Source organism: Streptomyces sp. APSN-46.1 (assembly GCF_022815725.1).
GTDB lineage: Bacteria > Actinomycetota > Actinomycetes > Streptomycetales > Streptomycetaceae > Streptomyces.
In genome coordinates, this window is the sequence record NZ_JALGRF010000008.1 from 1 (window position 1) to 17,715 (window position 17,715).

Consider the following 17,715-nt stretch of genomic DNA (forward strand, 5'->3'; position numbering starts at 1 on the left):
GCGCCGCGGGCCCGGCGAAGCGGGGGTTCGCCCCCCGCTCCCGGTGGGAGGGGCCCCCCGGGGCGCCGCCCCAGACCCCGCGCCTCAAACGCCGGCGAGGCTGAAGGGGCCCGGCGGGGCTGGAGTTGCCCCGGAGTTGCCCGGCGGGGCCGCAAACGTCGGCGAGGCTGGATTGGGCGGGGAGGGGACGGCGCGCGCCGGGGGACGCACTAATCTCGGCCAGACCACACGGCACCACGAAGGGGCAACGCGGATGCACGGCAACGGCTGGCCGGAGAACGAGCTGGAGCAGGTGCTCGGGGCGGCGCTCGGGCAGCCTGACGCCGGTGCGCGGATCGTGGAGGTGCTCGGCCGGAGCCCGCTCTGGGTCCCGCTCCCCGCCGGCGGTGGGCCGGACTCGGACAGCCTGACCCTGCCGACCATGGACATCGGCGGGGCGGCGTACGTCCCGGTCTACAGCTCGGAGAGCCAGTTCCGCGCCTGCGTCGGCCCCGGCATGGACTTCGCCGTGGCCCCGGCCGTCGAGTTCGCCCGCGGTCTGCCCCCGCAGCTCGGCATCGCCGTGAACCCCGAGGGCGCCGTCGGCGTCCCGCTCCCCCCGCCCGCCGTCGCGGAGCTCTGCCGCACCGGCCGGACCCCGCTCGACGGCCCGGCCACCGGCGGCCGCGTCCGGCTCTTCGAGCCCGACTGGCAGGACGACCCGGTCGACTTCCTGGCCGCCGCCGCCGAGGAGTTCCGCGCCACCGGCGTGGTCCTGGCCGCGTACCGCTGCCTGGCCAGCGTCGAGGGCGGGGACCCGCAGCTGTTCATCGGCGTCCGCCTGACGGGATGGGAGCCCGAGATGCGGAACGCCCCGATGGAGGCCCTCGGCCGGGCCCTGGGCCGCGTACCGGTGCCGTGGCCTGTGCAGTTGATCCTTCTGGACGCCGCCCAAGATCCCGTAACGGACTGGATTCGTGAGCGCGTGCGCCCCTTCCACGTCCCCTAGGGCCGCTTAAGCTGGTGACATTTCCGGGCCGCACGCACGGCGGGACGCCCGGGGTACGTGTGGACGACGGGTGGAGAAGAGGGGTACCGGGTGAGTGCGTCAGGCACGGCCGCGGCCGGGCAGGTCGAGCACATGCTGCGCCAGGTGACTCCCGGGCGCTATGAGAGCTACGAGTCGCTCCTGCGCGCCCTCGCCGAGGGCCGGCTGTGGATGCTGCTCTGGCAGGGGCAGCCGGGTTCCCCGGACGCCCAGTACGGCGGCATGGAGGTCGAGGGCCTCGGCTACGCGCCCTGTGTGACCTCCCCGCAGGAGCTGGCCGCCAGCGGCTGGAACCGCGGCTACGAGGTCGTCACCGGCCGGGACATCGCCCGCGCCCTCTACCCGGACCGCTGGGGGCTGTGGCTCAACCCGCACGCCCAGGGCGGCGGAGTGGGCATTCCGTGGGCCGACCTGCGCCGGATCGCCACCGGCCTGGACCGGATGCCGGCCGGGCCGCTGCGGCTGTCCGAGCCCGCCCTGGAGCTCCCGCAGTTCTACGGCCTGCTGACGCAGCACGCGCACCGCACGCCCGCCGTACGGTCGCTGCGGCGCGCGTGGGTGCAGCCCGCGCTCGGGTCCGCGTACCTCGCCGTCGGGCTCGACCTGTACGACGCCTCCGCGCCCGCCCTGGAATCCGTACGGGAGATGATGCGCCAGTCGGTCGGCGCGGTCCCCGACGGAGTCCCCGTGTGCACCGTCGCGCTCGCGGACGAGCACGACCCCGTCGCCATGTGGCTGCGCACCCAGACCCGGCCCTTCTACGACCGCGAGGGCCAGTCCCCGGCGTACTGATCCACACCTCACCCCATCCGCATATCGAGACATCCGTCTCGAAGGCCGTGCCGAAACCATTCGGCGCGGCCTTCGCCATATCCCCCCAATGCGGCTAATAAGCAGGCCCGAAAGGGCTGTTGGGTCGGATGTCCGTTCCGCACCGAACGCGACGCAGTTGCACCGCTCTCCGAACCCGGGGTCCGGATAACGGAAGGTGCCGAGGCAGATCACGTTTGCGCATCACATGCCCGGCAGGTCTGGCGGCCGATTGCGGCCGCGTTGAAGACTCCCCCCACCGAAGGCAGGTCAATCCCACAACCACCAGCTCTTCACGTGCACTTCAGGCGCAATTCGCGCCAATCGCACCATCAGCGACGCCGAAAGAACCAAGCCGCCACAGCGGCGGGCATGGGCCGGCCACAGTCGGCCGAGAGGGGTCCCCACCACGATGACGGCACCACTGCACGACACCAGCGCGGCCGAGTCCGCAGCCGTGGCCGCCCCCGAGAGTCCGCAGAAGGCGATCGAGGGGCGCTCGCCCTGGAGGATCGCCTGGACCCGGCTCAAGCGCGACAGGGTCGCCCTGGCCGGCGGTGTCATCGTGCTCCTGCTGATCCTCGTCGCGATCTTCGCGCCGCTGATCGTCAAGGCCTTCGGCCACCCGCCGGAGGAGCTGCACGAGGACCTGCTGGACCCGCTCCTCGGCCTGCCGGCCGGCGACTGGGGCGGTATGAACGGGGACTTCCTGCTGGGCATCGAGCCGGTCAACGGCCGCGACGTCTTCAGCCGGATCGTCTACGGCGCCCGCATTTCGCTGCTGGTGGCCTTCCTGTCCGCCTTCGTGGCGGTTTCGCTCGGCACCATCTTCGGCATCATCGCCGGCTACTTCGGCGGCTGGGTCGATGCCGCGATCAGCCGCGTCATGGACCTGCTGCTGGCCTTCCCGCAGCTGCTGTTCATCATCGCGCTCATCTCCGTCATCCCCAGCAAACTGTGGGGCTTCGAGGGCTCGGGCCTGCGCATCGCCGTACTGGTGCTGGTCATCGGCTTCTTCGGATGGCCGTACATCGGACGCATCGTCCGCGGGCAGACCCTGTCGCTGCGCGAACGGGAGTACGTCGAAGCCGCCCGCAGCCTGGGCGCGGGCCGGACGTACATCCTCTTCCGCGAGCTGCTCCCCAACCTGGTGGCGCCGATCACCGTCTACACGACGCTGATGATCCCCACCAACGTGCTGACCGAGGCCGCGCTGAGCTTCCTCGGCGTGGGCGTCAAGCCGCCCACCCCGTCCTGGGGCGAGACCCTCTCGACGGCCGTGCGGACCTATGAGGACGATCCGCTCTTCATGATCTTCCCCGGCGTGGCGATCTTCATCACCGTGCTGGCCTTCAACCTCTTCGGCGACGGCGTCCGCGACGCCCTCGACCCGAAGGGCTCTCGCTAGCCAATCAGCTGCCTGGCACACCGCGAGGCGAAACCGCAGGGCAAACCGGATCTCGGCTTCGAAGCCGAACTACAACGGAGGGTTGCGAGCATCGTGACTACCCATCGCATGTCGAAGCGCAGGCTCGCCGCCGGCACGGCCGTCGTGCTCGCGGCCATGCTGACCGCGACCGCCTGTGGCGGCGACGACGGCGCCAAGAAGGACGGCAAGTCCAGCGCCGCGGCCGGCTTCAACGCGGGCATCGGCAAGATCGCCAACGCGTCGGACAAGAAGGGCGGCGAGCTCAAGTTCGTCGGTACCCAGGAAGCCGACTCGTGGGACCCGCAGCGCGGTTACTACGGCTTCATGTGGGACTTCTCCCGCTACTACGCCCGCCAGCTGGTCAGCTTCAAGGCGGCCCCCGGCGGCGAGAGCACCGAGCTCGTCCCCGACCTCGCGACTGCCAAGGCCGAGATCAGCGACGGCGGCAAGACGTACAAGTACACCCTCAAGGACAACGTGACCTGGGAGGACGGCTCGCCCGTCACCGCCCAGGACATCAAGTACGGCATCGAGCGCACCTGGGCCCAGGACGTCATCTCCGGCGGCCCGGTCTACCTGATGCAGGTCCTCGACCCGAAGTCCGAGTACCCCGGTCCGTACAAGGACACCGCCCCGGACAAGCTCGGCCTCAAGGCGATCGAGACCCCGGACGCGAAGACCATCATCTTCAAGCTCCCGCAGCCCAACGGTGACTTCGAGCAGATGCTGGCCATGCCGGCGGCGAGCCCGGTCAAGCAGGAGAAGGACACGGCGGCCAAGTACGGCCTGAAGCCCTTCTCCAACGGCCCGTACAAGATCGACTCGTACGAGCCGAACAAGAGCATGAAGCTCTCGCGCAACGAGAACTACAAGCCCGAGTCGGACACCATCCGCAAGGCGCTCCCGGACACCATCTCGGTCACGTTCATGGCGAACGCGGACGACATGGACAAGCGCCTGATGAACGGCGAGTTCGACCTCGACATCAACGCGACCGGCATCGGCCAGGCGGCCCGCGCCACCGCGCTGAAGGACCACAAGGACAACCTGGACAACGGCCAGACCGGCTTCATCCGGTACGCCGTCATGCCGCAGACCGTGGCGCCCTTCGACAACGTCGAGTGCCGCAAGGCCGTCATCTACGCGGCCGACAAGAAGTCCCTGCAGACCGCCCGCGGCGGCCCGCAGGCCGGTGGCGACATCGCCCCCAACATGCTCCCGCTGGGCATCAAGGGCTCCGACGCCAAGTACGACCCGTACGGCGTCCTGCAGAACGACGGCAAGGCGAACGTCGAGAAGGCCAAGGAGGCCCTCAAGGCCTGCGGCAAGCCGGAAGGCTTCAAGACCACCATCGCGGTCCGCAACAACAAGCCGGTCGAGGTCGCCACGGCCGTCTCCCTGCAGAACGCCCTGAAGCAGGTCGGCATCGAGGCCGACGTCGACCAGTTCGACGGCGCCCAGACCTCCGGCATCATCGGTTCGCCGAAGGTCGTCAAGGAGAAGGGCTACGGCATCATCATCATGGGCTGGGGCGCCGACTTCCCGACCGGTCAGGGCTTCTCGCAGCCGCTGGTCGACGGCCGCTTCATCCTGCAGAGCGGTAACAACAACTTCTCCGAGCTGAACGACCCGGCGATCAACGGCCTGTTCGACCAGGCCATCGCGGAGACCGACCCGGCCAAGGCCGGCGAGATCTACAAGCAGATGAACCAGAAGGTCTCCGAGGCCGCGGTCTACCTGCCCTTCGTCTACGACAAGACGATCACCTGGCGCAGCAGCCGGCTGACCAACGCCTACACCTCCGACGCCTACAACGGCCGGTACGACTACGCCTCCCTCGGCGTCGTCAAGTAGTCACGGTAGCCACACGGCCAACAGCCAGCCAGTCAGAACCAGTTCGCCAGTATCAGTTCCAGTGCCACACCCGCTAGGCACGAAGGGCAGGTGATGGCCGCGGTTCCGGCCTGGGGGCGTCCTCCAGAAGAGGGCGCCCCCGGGCCGCAGCCAGGCCGAGCGCAGTGCTTGCATATCTCATCCGGCGGTTCTTCGCCGTCATCGTCATGCTGTTGGTCATCACGCTGGTGACCTTCGGAATCTTCTTCCTCTTCCCGAAGATGATCGGGACGGATCCGGCGCTCTACTTCGTCGGAAAGCAGTCCGACCCCGCGGCCATCGAGGGCATCCGGCAGAAGATGGGTCTCGACGACCCGATCCTCGTCCAGTTCGGCAAGTTCGTCGTCGGGCTGGTGGCGGGTCGTACGTACGCCAACGGCTCCGACGTCACGCAATGCGCCGCGCCCTGCTTCGGCTACTCCTTCAAGACCGAGCAGGAGGTGTGGCCGCTGCTGATCGACTGGCTCCCCGTCACCCTCTCGCTCGCCGCGGGCGCCGTCGTCCTCTGGGTCATCGGCGGTGTCACCACCGGCGTCACCTCCGCCCTCAAGCGCGGTACCGTGCTGGACCGTTCGGCGATGGGCATCGCCCTGGCCGGCGTCTCCCTCCCCATTTACTTCACGGGCATGCTGTTCATCGCCCTCTTCTCCGACCAGCTCGGCCTGTTCGGGCGGCCGGAGGCGACCTTCGCCGCCGACCCGGGCAAATGGTTCAACGGCATGATCCTGCCGTGGGTCTCGCTCGCCTTCCTGTACGCGGCGATGTACGCGCGGCTCACCCGCGCGACGATGCTCGAAGTGCTCAACGAGGACTACATCCGCACCGCGCGCGCCAAGGGCCTGACGGAGCCCGTCGTCATCGGCAAGCACGCGATGCGCTCGACCATGACGCCGATCCTGACCGTCCTGGGCCTGGACCTCGGCGCCCTGATGGGCGGCGCGGTGCTGACCGAGTACACGTTCTCGCTGCACGGGCTCGGCTACAGCGCGGTCCGCGCGATCAGCGACCACGACCTGCCGGTCATCCTGGGCATCACCCTGATCTCCGCCTTCTTCGTGGTCGCGGCGAACCTCGTCGTGGACCTCCTGTACGCGGTGATCGACCCCCGAGTGAGGCTGTCATGACCGAACTGACCAAGGGCGGCGCGACGGGCGCCCTGAACGAGCCCGTCGTCGGTGGTGCCGGCGCCCCCGGCACGTCCTTCCTGGAGGTCCGCGACCTCAAGGTGCACTTCCCGACCGAGGACGGCCTGGTCAAGTCCGTCGACGGACTCACCTTCAGCCTGGAGAAGGGCAAGACCCTCGGCATCGTGGGCGAGTCCGGCTCGGGCAAGTCCGTCACCTCCCTGGGCATCATGGGCCTGCACCGGGTCGGCCAGTACGGCCGCCAGCGGGCGCGGATCTCCGGCGAGATCTGGCTCAACGGCAGGGAACTGCTCTCCGCCGACGAGGACGAGGTGCGCAAGTTGCGCGGCCGGGAGATCGCGATGATCTTCCAGGACCCGCTGTCCGCGATGCACCCGTACTTCACCGTCGGCAAGCAGATCGCCGAGGCGTACCGGGTCCACAACAATGTCGACAAGAAGGCCGCCCGCAAGCGGGCCGTCGATCTCCTCGACCGCGTCGGCATCCCCGAGCCGCACAAGCGGGTCGACAGCTACCCGCACGAGTTCTCCGGCGGCATGCGCCAGCGCGCGATGATCGCGATGGCGCTGGTCAACAACCCCGAGCTGCTCATCGCGGACGAGCCGACCACCGCCCTGGACGTCACCGTCCAGGCGCAGATCCTCGACCTGATCCGGGACCTCCAGCAGGAGTTCGGCTCCGCGGTCATCATGATCACGCACGACCTCGGCGTGGTCGCCGAGATGGCCGACGAACTCCTCGTGATGTACGGCGGCCGCTGCGTCGAGCGCGGCTCCGCCGAGAAGGTGTTCTACGAGCCCCGGCACCCCTACACCTGGGGCCTGCTCGGCTCGATGCCCCGCATCGACCGCGACCAGACCGAGCGCCTGATCCCGGTCAAGGGTTCGCCGCCCAGCCTCATCAACATCCCGAGCGGCTGTGCGTTCAACCCGCGCTGCCCGTACGCCGACGTACCCAAGGGCAACGTCACGCGGACGGTACGGCCGGAGCTCACGGAGGAAGACGGCACCCGCCACTGGTCCGCCTGCCACATGTCGCAGGACGAGCGGACCCGGATCTGGACCGAAGAGATTGCGCCGAAGCTGTGACCGACACGCACAAGACGGATGCGGCGACGACCGTTCCCGCCCAGGCCGTGGACTCGCCCGAGCCGCTGCTCAAGGTGACCGGGCTGGTCAAGCACTTCCCGATCCACAAGGGGCTGCTGCGGCGGCAGGCCGGCGCGGTCAAGGCCGTCGACGGCATCGACTTCGACGTCCGGCGCGGTGAGACCCTCGGCATCGTCGGCGAGTCCGGCTGCGGCAAGTCGACCATGGGCCGGCTGATCACCCGTCTGCTGGAGCCGACCGGCGGCACCATCGAGTTCGAGGGCAAGGACATCACGCACCTCGGGGTGGCGGGCATGCGGCCGCTGCGCCGCGATGTGCAGATGATCTTCCAGGACCCGTACGGCTCGCTGAACCCGCGGCACACGGTGGGCACCATCGTGAGCGCCCCCTTCAAGCTCCAGGGGGTCACCCCCGAGGGCGGACTGAAGGCGGAGGTCCAGCGGCTGCTGTCGCTGGTGGGCCTGAACCCCGAGCACTACAACCGCTACCCGCACGAGTTCTCGGGCGGCCAGCGGCAGCGCATCGGCATCGCCCGCGCGCTGGCGCTGAAGCCGAAGCTGGTCGTCGCGGACGAGCCGGTGTCGGCGCTGGACGTGTCCATCCAGGCCCAGGTGGTCAACCTGATGGACGACCTCCAGCAGGAGCTCGGCCTCACGTACGTGATCATCGCGCACGACCTGTCGGTCATCCGGCACGTGTCGGACCGGATCGCGGTCATGTACCTCGGCAAGATCGTGGAGCTGACGGACCGCAAGTCGCTGTACGAGGCGCCGATGCACCCGTACACGAACGCGCTGATGTCGGCGGTCCCGGTGCCGGACCCGCGGCGGCGCGGCGCGAAGAGCGGCCGCATCCTGCTCAAGGGCGACGTGCCCTCGCCGATCTCGCCGCCCAGCGGCTGCCGCTTCCACACGCGGTGCTGGAAGGCGACGGAGATCTGCAAGACGCAGGATCCGCCGCTGCTGGCTCTGAAGACGGGCCACCAGGTGGCGTGCCACCACCCGGAGAACGCGCCGGATCAGGTCCCCAGCGACAAGGCCCTCCCGGGCGCCTCGGACGCGACGGACACGCCGACGCCGTAGCGGGGCGGCGGCGGGTCGCGGACGCTGCTCGCAGGCGTACGGGTTGCAGGGCGTACGGCCCCGGGGGAACCCCCGGGGCCGTACGTATGTCCGCACGTATGTCCGCGTACGCGCGTGTGGCAGTCGCCCGGCGTACCGGACACCCGGACGACTGCCACATACACGTACGCGACAATGGGGCGGTGCTTCACGATCTCTTCCCGCCGGGCATCCAGCACGCCCTGGACCTCGCGGGCATTTTTGTCTTCGCCACCGCGGGCGCGCTGCTCGCCGTCCGCAAGAACTTCGACGTCTTCGGCATCTGCGTCCTCGCGCTCGTCACCGCCCTGGGCGGCGGCCTCTTCCGCGACCTCGTCATCGGGGCCGTCCCGCCCGCCGCCTTCGGCGAGCTCAGCTTCTTCGTCACGCCGCTGGTCGCGGCGGCGATCGTGTTCTTCCTCCACCCGGAGGTGCAGCGGATCAACCGCGCCATCAACGTGTTCGACGCCGCCGGGCTCGCGCTGTTCTGCGTCACGGGCACGACCAAGGCCTACGAGTTCGGCCTCGGCCTCACCGCGTCCGCCGCGCTCGGCCTCGCGACGGCGGTCGGGGGCGGCGTACTGCGCGACGTGCTCGTCAACGAGGTGCCGTCGCTGCTGCGCGACCGCGAGATGTACGCCGTGCCCGCGATCGTCGGCGCCTCGATGGTGGCCGTGTTCATCGGCTTCGAGGTGCTCAACCCGGTCACCACCGGGCTCGCCATCGTCACGACGTTCTTGCTGCGCATCCTGGCGATCCGCTACCACTGGCGGGCGCCGCTGGCCTGGAACCGGCGCTCCGCGGTGGCCGAGGAACCGTAGTTTTGAAAAGCTACCGCTTAGTAGCTTGTCGGTGTACGGTCGCTTTATGTCACACGTAGCAGCCGCATCGGCATCGGCAACGGCAACGGCAACCGTCGGCGACAGCGAGTTCGACCGCGACACCGCCCTCTTCCCGCGCGCGGGCGAGCCCGGCGTGTACGACGCGGAGCTGTCCGCCGGCTGGACGATCATCACCGCCGTCAACGGCGGATACCTGCTGGCCCTGGTCGGCCGGGCCCTTTCGGCGGCGCTGCCGCACCCGGACCCCTTCACGGTCTCGGCCCACTACCTGAGCGCGTCGGTCCCCGGCCCCGCCGTGATCCGCACCCAGGTGGTCCGGGCCGGCCGCACCCTCTCCACGGGCCAGGCCTCGCTGTTCCAGTACGACGAGAACGGCGCCGAGGTCGAGCGCATCCGGGTCCTCGCCTCGTACGGCGACCTGGACGCGCTGCCCGACGACGTACGCACGACGGCGCTGCCGCCGGTCATCCCGGCGTACGAGGACTGCCTCGGGGCCGAGGCCGGCCCGGCCCCGATCCCCGGAAGCTCCGCCATCGTGGACCGGCTCCGGCTACGGCTGGACCCGGCGACGGCGGGCTGGGCGGTGGGCGCGCCGTCGGGGAAGGGCGAGATGCGGGCCTGGTTCGAGCTGGCGGACGGCCGGGACGCGGATCCGCTGTCGCTGCTGCTGGTGGTGGACGCGCTGCCGCCGACGGTGTTCGACCTGGGCCTGGTCGGATGGGCCCCGACCGTCGAACTCACCACGCACATCCGCCGCCGCCCGGCGCCTGGGCCGCTGCGGGTGGCGATCGTGACGCGGAACCTGGCCGGGGGATTCCTGGAGGAGGACGCCGAAGTCTGGGACTCCCAGAACCACCTGGTAGCCCAGTCCCGCCAACTGGCCCGCGCCCCGCGCACGCAATAGGACTGGGTAAAACCAGCCTCGCCGGCGTTTGAGGCGCGGCCTCTGGGGCAGAGCCCCAGAGGCCCGGGCGCAGCCCGGCTTCACGGAGAGCCGGCGGCGGGGGGAACCGCACGAGTACGGACTCGTAGAATCGGGGGATCATGGCCTACCTCGACCACGCCGCAACCACTCCGATGCTGCCGGAGGCCGCCGCGGCGATGACCGCGCAGTTCGCCGCCACGGGTAACGCGTCCTCCCTCCACGCCGCCGGCCGCCGGGCCCGCCGCACCGTCGAAGAGGCCCGCGAGGCCCTCGCCGACGCCCTGGGCGCCCGCCCGAGCGAGGTGGTCTTCACCGCCGGCGGCACGGAGGCCGACAACCTCGCCGTCAAGGGGCTCTACTGGGCCCGCCGGGACCAGGACCCCGCCCGGACCCGGGTGCTCGCCAGCCCCGTCGAGCACCACGCCGTCCTCGACGCCGTCCACTGGCTCGCGGAGCACGAGGGCGCGCAGGTCGAGTACCTGCCCGTCGACCGCTACGGCCGCGTGCACCCCGAGGCCTTCCGGGAGGCCGTCGAGCGGAGCCCCGACGACATCGCGCTGGCCACCGTCATGTGGGCCAACAACGAGATCGGCACCGTCCTGCCGGTCCGCGAACTGGCCGACGTCGCCACCGAGTTCGGCATCCCCCTGCACTCCGACGCAGTCCAGGCCTTCGGGCAGCTCGACGTCCGCTTCGGTGACAGCGGCCTCGCCGCCATGACCGTCAGCGGCCACAAGATCGGCGGCCCCTACGGCATCGGCGCGCTGCTGCTCGGCCGCGACCAGACCCCCGTCCCCGTCCTGCACGGCGGCGGCCAGGAGCGCCACGTCCGCTCCGGCACCCTCGACGTCCCCGCCATCGCGGCCTTCGCGGTGGCCGCCGTACTCGCCGCGGAGCGGCGCGAGCGGTTCGCCGCCGAGATCGGCGCGCTGCGCGACGAACTCGTCGCCGCGGTACTGGCCGAGGTGCCCGACGCCGTGCTCGGGGGCGACCCCGTCGACCGGCTTCCGGCCAACGCCCACTTCAGCTTCCCCGGCTGCGAGGGGGATTCCCTCCTCCTGCTGCTCGACGCCCAGGGCATCGAGTGCTCCACCGGCTCGGCCTGCACCGCGGGCGTGGCCCAGCCCAGCCACGTCCTGCTCGCGACCGGCACCGACCCGCAGCTGGCCCGCGGCACCCTGCGGTTCTCCCTCGGGCACACCTCCACCAAGGAGGACGTGGCCGCCGTGGCCGCCGCCATCGGCCCGGCCGTCGAGCGCGCCCGCACCGCGGGCCTCAGCTAGGCCCGGCCAGGGCGAGGGTTTCGCCGACCAGGCGGATGTACCGGTCCCAGTCCCAGTGGCGGCCCGGGTCCGTGTGGTCGGTGCCCGGGACCTCGGAGTGGCCCACTATGTGCCTTCGGTCCGCCGGTATGCCGTACCTCCGGCAGATGTCGGCGGCCAGCCGCGCCGACGCCGCGTACATCTCGTCCGTGAAGTCCTTCGGCCGGTCCACGAAGCCCACGTGCTCGATGCCGACGCTGCGCTCGTTCATCGAGCGGTTGCCCGCGTGGAACGCGACGTCCAGTTCGCGCACCATCTGCTCGATGTGGCCGTCCTGGCGCACTATGTAGTGCGCCGACGCCTTGTGCCACGGGTTCCGGAAGGCGTCCACCGAGGAGTCGAAGCCGCCCTGTGTGACATGCACGACGATCCGGTCCACCCGGTAGTCGTCCGGCCGGTCCGCGAGCCGCCAGTTCGCGGGCGACGCCGCCGTCCAGCTCGCGCCCGCGTGGTCCAGCGCGCCCTCCACGCGGGGCTTGGACACCCCCGGCAGCAGCCACCAGGCCCGCCCGATCTCATCGCGGCCGGCGATCGCCGCCACAGTGAAGATCCCGAGCCCGCCGAACAGCACCGCCCTGCGGGTCCGGCTCGGCGGCTTCTTCCCCTTGTTCCCCTGCTCGACCATGTGATCCACCCCCCACAGCCGATAACGCGCTGTGACCCCGCGCGGTTCCCCGTACTCTGGAAGGCGCTATGACTGAGAACCTGCCGCGCACCTCCCGCCCCCTCCGCGTCCTGGCCGCCATGTCCGGTGGCGTGGACTCCGCCGTCGCCGCCGCCCGCGCGGTCGAAGCCGGGCACGACGTGACCGGCGTCCACCTCGCGCTGTCCGCGAACCCGCAGTCCTTCCGGACCGGCGCGCGCGGCTGCTGCACGATCGAGGATTCCCGCGACGCCCGCCGAGCGGCCGACGTCATCGGCATCCCTTTCTACGTGTGGGACCTCGCCGAGCGATTCCGCGAGGACGTCGTCGAGGACTTCATCTCCGAGTACGAGGCCGGGCGCACCCCGAACCCCTGTCTGCGCTGCAACGAGAAGATCAAGTTCGCGGCGCTGCTCGACAAGGCGCTCGCCCTCGGCTTCGACGCGGTCTGCACCGGCCACTACGCCACCGTCGTGCTGAACGAGGACGGCTCGCGCGAGCTGCACCGCGCGTCCGACATGGCCAAGGACCAGTCGTACGTCCTCGGCGTCCTGGACGAGAAGCAGCTCGCCCACGCGCTGTTCCCGCTCGGCGACACCCTGACGACGAAGGGCGAGATCCGGGCGGAGGCGGAGCGGCGGGGCCTCGCCGTCGCGAAGAAGCCCGACAGCCACGACATCTGCTTCATCGCCGATGGCGACACCCAGGGCTTCCTCGCGAAGCGCCTCGGCACGGCGGAGGGCGACATCGTCGACGAGTCGGGGGAGAAGGTCGGCACCCACGAGGGCGCGTTCGGCTTCACCATCGGCCAGCGCAAGGGCCTGCGGATCGGGCACCCGGCGGCCGACGGCAAGCCGCGCTACGTCCTCGACATCTCGCCGGTGAACAACACCGTGACCGTGGGGCCGGCGGAGGCGCTCGACGTCACCGCCCTCACCGCGATCCGCCCGCGCTGGTGCGGCTCCACGGCCGCCGCCCCGGGCACCTACACCGCGCAGCTGCGTGCCCACGGCGGGGAGACCGAGGTCTTCGCGGAGGTGGTGGACGGCGAGCTGCGGGTCTCCTTCACGGAGCCGGTCCGCGGGGTCGCCCCCGGCCAGGCGATCGTCCTCTACGACGGCACGCGCGTCGTCGGCTCCGCGACCATCGCCACGACCTCGCGAGCCACGGCCGCTACGCCCGCCACGGCCGCTACGCCCGCCACGGCCGTCTGACCCGCCGGGGGCGCGGCGGGCCGGCACGCCGGCCGTCGGCCTCAGCCGACGGTCAGGACGATCTTGCCCGTCGTGCGCCCCCGCTCGCCGAGTTCGTGGGCCTTCGCCGCGTCGGACAGGGGCAGGACCGTGTCGATCACCGGGCGCAGCGCGCCGGCCTCGACCAGGGCCGCGATCTCCAGCAGGCCCCGGTAGTCCGGCTCCACCACCGTCCAGCCCGTGTGCACGCCGGGCGCGTCGGCCGGGACGCCGTCCGGGCCCGGCAGGGTCACCAGATGGCCGCCCGGCTTGAGGACCTTCAGCGAGCGCTCCCCGTACTCGCCGCCGATCGCGTCGATCACGACGTCCACGTCGGACACCGCCTCCTCGAAGGCGGTGGAGCGGTAGTCGATCACCTCGTCCGCGCCCAGCTCGCGCAGCAGCCCGTGCTTGGCGGCGCTCGCGGTGCCGATCACGTACGCGCCCAGCGCCTTGGCGATCTGGACGGCGAGGTGGCCGACGCCGCCGGCCGCCGCGTGCACCAGCACCCGCTGCCCGGCCCGCAGCCCGGCCGTGTCCACCAGCGCCTGCCAGGCGGTGAGCGCGGCGAGCGGGAGGGCGGCCGCCGCGACGTGGTCGACGCCGGCCGGCTTGCGCGCGAAGTGCCGGGCGGGCGCGGCCACGTACTCGGCGTACGCGCCGGCCTGGTACGGGAAGCGCGGCATGCCGAAGACCTCGTCGCCCGGCTGGAACAGGGTCACGCCCGGGCCGACGGCCTCGACCGTGCCGGAGACGTCCCAGCCGACCTGCGGGACCGGCCCCCACGGGATGAAGGCGCCGCTGGCCCGGGTCTTCCAGTCCACCGGGTTCACGCCGGCCGCGTGGACCCGTACCAGGATCTCGCCCATGCCCGGCTCCGGCCGGTCCAGCTCGGTCTCGGTCAGTACCTCGGGCCCGCCCCACTGGCTGACGACGATGGCGCGCATGTGTTTCTCCTCAGGTGTGTCGGTGCTGCTGTGGAACCAGCTTCGGCGCCGGAGCGAGGTCATGGTGCTGGCCGTACGGCCACCCTGTGACAGGATCTGGCCATGCACAGAATCGCCGTACTCGCCCTCGAAGGGGTCCCTCCGTTCGAGCTCGGGATGCCCTCCCGGGTGTTCGGCAATGCCCTCGACGACTCGGGGAACCCGCTCTACGAAGTGACCGTCTGCACCGTCGACGGCCGGCCCGTGGCCAGCGACGCGGGCTTCACGGTCGTGGTCTCCGCGGGCCCCGAGGCGCTCGCGGCGGCCGACACGGTGATCATCCCGCCCACGAACGTCATGGCCGATCTGGAGCAGGGCATGCCCCTGTCCGGGCCGCTCAGCGCCGCCCTCGCCATGATCCGGCCCGGCACCCGGCTGGTGTCGATCTGCACCGGCACCTACGTGCTCGCCGCCGCCGGGCTGCTCGACGGCCGGCCGGCCACCACGCACTGGCTCAAGGCGCCGGCCTTCCAGCGGGCCTTCCCGCGCGTCAAGCTCGACGAGGACGTGCTCTTCGTCGACGACGGGGACATCCTCACCTCGGCCGGGGTGGCCGCCGGCGTGGACCTCTGCCTCTACCTGGTCCGCCAGGACCACGGCACGGCCGCCGCCAACCGTGCCGCCCGGCTGTGCGTCGTACCGCCGTGGCGGGACGGAGGCCAGGCCCAGTACATCGACCGGCCCGTCCCCGAACCCACCGTGGCCACGACCACCGCCACCCGCGCCTGGGCCCTGGAGCGCCTCGCGGAGCCGATCACGCTGGCCGAACTGGCCGCTCACGCCCGGATGAGCCTGCGCACCTTCACCCGGAGGTTCCGCGACGAGGTGGAGATGACGCCCGTGCAGTGGCTCACCGGCCAACGCCTGGAGGTCGCCCGCCACTTGCTGGAGTCCAGCGATCTGCCGGTCGACCTGGTCGCGCACCGGTCCGGATTCGGCTCCGCCAACTCCCTGCGCCAGCACATGCGGAGCACCCTCGGCATCTCCCCGATCGCCTACCGGCGCACCTTCCAGCCCGCCCCGGCATGACCCCGGAGGCCATCGCTTCCGGGCCCGTCCTCGTGCAAGATCGGTTCAACGCGACAGCCCCGAACGGAAGATGAGGCCGGACATGACCGCGTACGCCATCGCCCACATACGTCCCGACACGATGAACGAGGACATCCTGCGGTACATCGAGGAGATCCAGGCGACCATGGACCCCTTCGAGGGCCGCTTCCTCGTCCACGGCCGCGAGGTGGAGGTCAAGGAGGGCCCCTGGCCCGGCACGGTCGTCATGATCGGCTTCCCGGACATCGAGCGGGCCCGCGCCTGGTACGACTCGCCCGCCTACCAGGCGATCCTGCCGCTGCGCACGGACCACATCACGGGCGAGGTCATCCTGGTCGAGGGCGTCCCGGCCGACTACGACGCCGCGAAGACGGCCGCCGCCCTGCGCGAAGCCGCCGGGCTCTGACGGACCCCGCCGCCGGCGTACCGGGCGGCCGTCGCCGGCTGACCCGAGGCGGCCTCCGGGCACCCCCGGCCCGGGCCACGCGGGCCGAGGGTGGCAGCCGGGGTGCGAGCATGGGCGGCATGGCTACTCATCTGATCACCGGCGCCGGCTCCGGCATCGGCGCCGCCGTCGCCGCCCGGCTGCACGCCCGCGGCGACGACCTCGTCCTCCTCGCCCGCGACGCCGCCCGGGGCAAGCAGCTCGTCGAGCGGTACCCCGGCGCGACGGCCCTCGTAGGCGACCTGGCCGACCCCGACCGGCTGTCGTGGGCCTTCTCCAAGCAGGCCGTCCCCGAGCGGATCGACTCCCTCCTGCACATCGCGGGCATCGTGGACCTCGGCCCCGTCGGTGACCTGCGCCCCAAGACCTGGCGCCAGCAGCTCAACGTCAACCTGATCGGCCCCGCCGAAGTGACCCGGCTGCTGCTGCCCACCCTGCGGGCCTCGCACGCCACCGTCGTCTTCGTGAACTCCGGCGCCGGCCTCACCGCGCACGCCGAGTGGGGCGCGTACGCCGCCTCCAAGCACGGGCTCAAGGCCCTCGCCGACGCCCTGCGCGCCGAGGAGAAGCCGAACGGCATCCGGGTCACCTCCGTCTACCCGGGCCGCACCGCCAGCCCCATGCAGGCCAAGGTGCACTCCCAGGAGGGCAAGGAGTACGACCCCTCCCGCTGGATCGACCCCGAGTCCGTCGCGACCACCATCGTCATGGCCGTGGACCTGCCCCGCGACGCCGAGATCAACGACGTGACCGTGAGGCCCGGCCGATGACCGCGAGCGCCACCGGAGTCGGCTCCCTCCCCGGCGAGGACGCCCGCGAGGCCGCCAGGACCGTCACCGGGTCCTTCGAGGAGTTCCCCTACCTCGCCGAGCTGCCCGCGCGCGGCCCCGGCGCCGACATGATCGGCCGCTCCCTCGGGCTGCTGGTCGACATGTACGCCCACGTCGAGCCCAGCGGCTGGCGGATCAGCGACCGCCCCGGCCGCGACAGCAAGCGCGCCCGGTCCTGGCTCGGCGAGGACCTGGACGCCCTGGAGGAGTTCACCCAGGGCTACCAGGGGAAGCTGAAGGTCCAGGCCGTCGGGCCGTGGACGCTGGCCGGCGCCCTGGAGCTGCACGGCGGCGAGGCCATGCTCCAGGACGCCGGCGCCTGTCGCGACCTGGCCGTCTCCCTCGCGGAGGGCGTCCGAGGGCACCTGGCCGATGTCCGCAAGCGGATCCCCGGCGCCGAGATCGTGCTCCAGTACGACGAGCCGTCGCTCACCGCCGTCCTGCTCGGGCGGGTCCGGTCCGCGAGCGGGTACCGGACGTACCGCGCCGTCGACCGGCAGATCGTCGAGGGCACCCTGCGCGAGCTGTTCGCCGTCCACGACGGGGAGGTCGTCGTCCACTCCTGCGCGCCCGAGGTGCCCTTCGCACTGCTGCGACGCGCGGGCGCCGCGGGCGTGTCGTTCGATTTCTCCTTGCTCACCGAGCGCGAGGACGACGCCATCGGCGAGGCCGTCGAGGGCGGTACGAAGCTCTTCGCCGGAGTGGTGCCCGGTACGGACGGCCCGTTGTCAGACCCTGCCGGTAGCGTCATGGGTGTCAGGAAGCTTTGGCGCAGGCTGGGGCTGGCCCCGGGGACTCTGGCGGAGTCCGTCGTGGTCACTCCGTCGTGCGGTCTGGCGGGCGCTTCGCCCGCCTACGCCCGTGCCGTGCAGGCGCACTGCGTCAGGGCGGCGAGGTCGCTCGCCGACAACCCTGAGTGATGGATTG

The 17,715-nt window shown here is 71.4% G+C and carries 17 protein-coding genes; 15 read left to right on the forward strand and 2 right to left on the reverse strand.

The window, feature by feature from the left end:
• Positions 1-253 precede the first annotated feature (253 nt).
• From MTF65_RS21010 to MTF65_RS21055, 10 genes are all read left to right on the forward strand, one after another.
• Complete coding sequence (locus tag MTF65_RS21010) at positions 254-988, forward strand: enhanced serine sensitivity protein SseB (RefSeq protein WP_243630444.1); 735 nt, start codon at positions 254-256, stop codon at positions 986-988.
• Between the two features lie 90 nt (positions 989-1,078).
• Complete coding sequence (locus MTF65_RS21015) at positions 1,079-1,819, forward strand: enhanced serine sensitivity protein SseB C-terminal domain-containing protein (RefSeq protein ID WP_243630445.1); 741 nt, start codon at positions 1,079-1,081, stop codon at positions 1,817-1,819.
• Positions 1,820-2,249: 430 nt separating this feature from the next.
• Positions 2,250-3,245 (forward strand): ABC transporter permease, encoded by a 996-nt coding sequence (locus tag MTF65_RS21020; RefSeq protein ID WP_243630446.1) that lies wholly within the window; start codon positions 2,250-2,252, stop codon positions 3,243-3,245.
• A 93-nt stretch (positions 3,246-3,338) separates the two neighbouring features.
• Entirely contained in the window at positions 3,339-5,120 is a 1,782-nt protein-coding gene (locus tag MTF65_RS21025; protein WP_374207274.1) for an ABC transporter substrate-binding protein, read from the forward strand.
• 164 nt (positions 5,121-5,284) lie between these two features.
• Positions 5,285-6,283 (forward strand): ABC transporter permease, encoded by a 999-nt coding sequence (locus MTF65_RS21030; protein WP_243630448.1) that lies wholly within the window; start codon positions 5,285-5,287, stop codon positions 6,281-6,283.
• A complete protein-coding gene (locus tag MTF65_RS21035; RefSeq protein ID WP_243630449.1) occupies positions 6,280-7,392 on the forward strand; it encodes an ABC transporter ATP-binding protein in 1,113 nt (370 codons plus the stop codon). Before MTF65_RS21030 ends, MTF65_RS21035 begins: the two co-directional genes overlap by 4 nt.
• Positions 7,389-8,495: a dipeptide ABC transporter ATP-binding protein gene (locus MTF65_RS21040; protein ID WP_308407195.1), complete on the forward strand. Its 1,107-nt coding sequence runs from the start codon at positions 7,389-7,391 to the stop codon at positions 8,493-8,495. The genes MTF65_RS21035 and MTF65_RS21040 overlap by 4 nt, the downstream gene beginning before the upstream one ends.
• A 182-nt stretch (positions 8,496-8,677) precedes the next feature.
• Positions 8,678-9,334 carry a trimeric intracellular cation channel family protein gene (locus MTF65_RS21045; RefSeq protein WP_243630450.1) on the forward strand — a complete coding sequence of 219 codons (657 nt, stop codon included), beginning with the start codon at positions 8,678-8,680 and terminating at the stop codon, positions 9,332-9,334.
• 46 nt (positions 9,335-9,380) lie between these two features.
• Complete coding sequence (locus MTF65_RS21050; RefSeq protein WP_243630451.1) at positions 9,381-10,259, forward strand: thioesterase family protein; 879 nt, start codon at positions 9,381-9,383, stop codon at positions 10,257-10,259.
• 140 nt (positions 10,260-10,399) lie between these two features.
• On the forward strand, positions 10,400-11,563 hold the full coding sequence (locus MTF65_RS21055; RefSeq protein WP_243630452.1) for a cysteine desulfurase family protein: 1,164 nt from the start codon (positions 10,400-10,402) through the stop codon (positions 11,561-11,563).
• On the opposite strand, the gene MTF65_RS21060 is transcribed toward MTF65_RS21055, so the two are convergent.
• Entirely contained in the window at positions 11,556-12,227 is a 672-nt protein-coding gene (locus MTF65_RS21060; RefSeq protein ID WP_243630453.1) for an N-acetylmuramoyl-L-alanine amidase, read from the reverse strand. The two genes, MTF65_RS21055 and MTF65_RS21060, sit on opposite strands and share 8 nt — an antisense overlap.
• A 68-nt stretch (positions 12,228-12,295) precedes the next feature.
• Between MTF65_RS21060 and mnmA the strand changes: the two genes are divergently transcribed.
• On the forward strand, positions 12,296-13,459 hold the full coding sequence (gene mnmA, locus MTF65_RS21065) for a tRNA 2-thiouridine(34) synthase MnmA (protein WP_243630454.1): 1,164 nt from the start codon (positions 12,296-12,298) through the stop codon (positions 13,457-13,459).
• Positions 13,460-13,500: 41 nt separating this feature from the next.
• On the opposite strand, the gene MTF65_RS21070 is transcribed toward mnmA, so the two are convergent.
• Positions 13,501-14,424 (reverse strand): NADP-dependent oxidoreductase, encoded by a 924-nt coding sequence (locus MTF65_RS21070; protein WP_243630455.1) that lies wholly within the window; start codon positions 14,422-14,424, stop codon positions 13,501-13,503.
• A 102-nt stretch (positions 14,425-14,526) separates the two neighbouring features.
• Between MTF65_RS21070 and MTF65_RS21075 the strand changes: the two genes are divergently transcribed.
• The 4 genes from MTF65_RS21075 (at position 14,527) to MTF65_RS21090 (ending at position 17,708) form a co-directional block, all read left to right on the forward strand.
• On the forward strand, positions 14,527-15,492 hold the full coding sequence (locus MTF65_RS21075) for a GlxA family transcriptional regulator (protein WP_243630456.1): 966 nt from the start codon (positions 14,527-14,529) through the stop codon (positions 15,490-15,492).
• 82 nt (positions 15,493-15,574) lie between these two features.
• Positions 15,575-15,919: a DUF1330 domain-containing protein gene (locus tag MTF65_RS21080; protein ID WP_243630457.1), complete on the forward strand. Its 345-nt coding sequence runs from the start codon at positions 15,575-15,577 to the stop codon at positions 15,917-15,919.
• 119 nt (positions 15,920-16,038) lie between these two features.
• Positions 16,039-16,728 carry an SDR family oxidoreductase gene (locus MTF65_RS21085; RefSeq protein WP_243630458.1) on the forward strand — a complete coding sequence of 230 codons (690 nt, stop codon included), beginning with the start codon at positions 16,039-16,041 and terminating at the stop codon, positions 16,726-16,728.
• Positions 16,725-17,708, forward strand: coding sequence for a methionine synthase (locus MTF65_RS21090; RefSeq protein ID WP_243630459.1), 984 nt, complete (start codon positions 16,725-16,727; stop codon positions 17,706-17,708). The genes MTF65_RS21085 and MTF65_RS21090 overlap by 4 nt, the downstream gene beginning before the upstream one ends.
• Positions 17,709-17,715 lie beyond the last annotated feature (7 nt).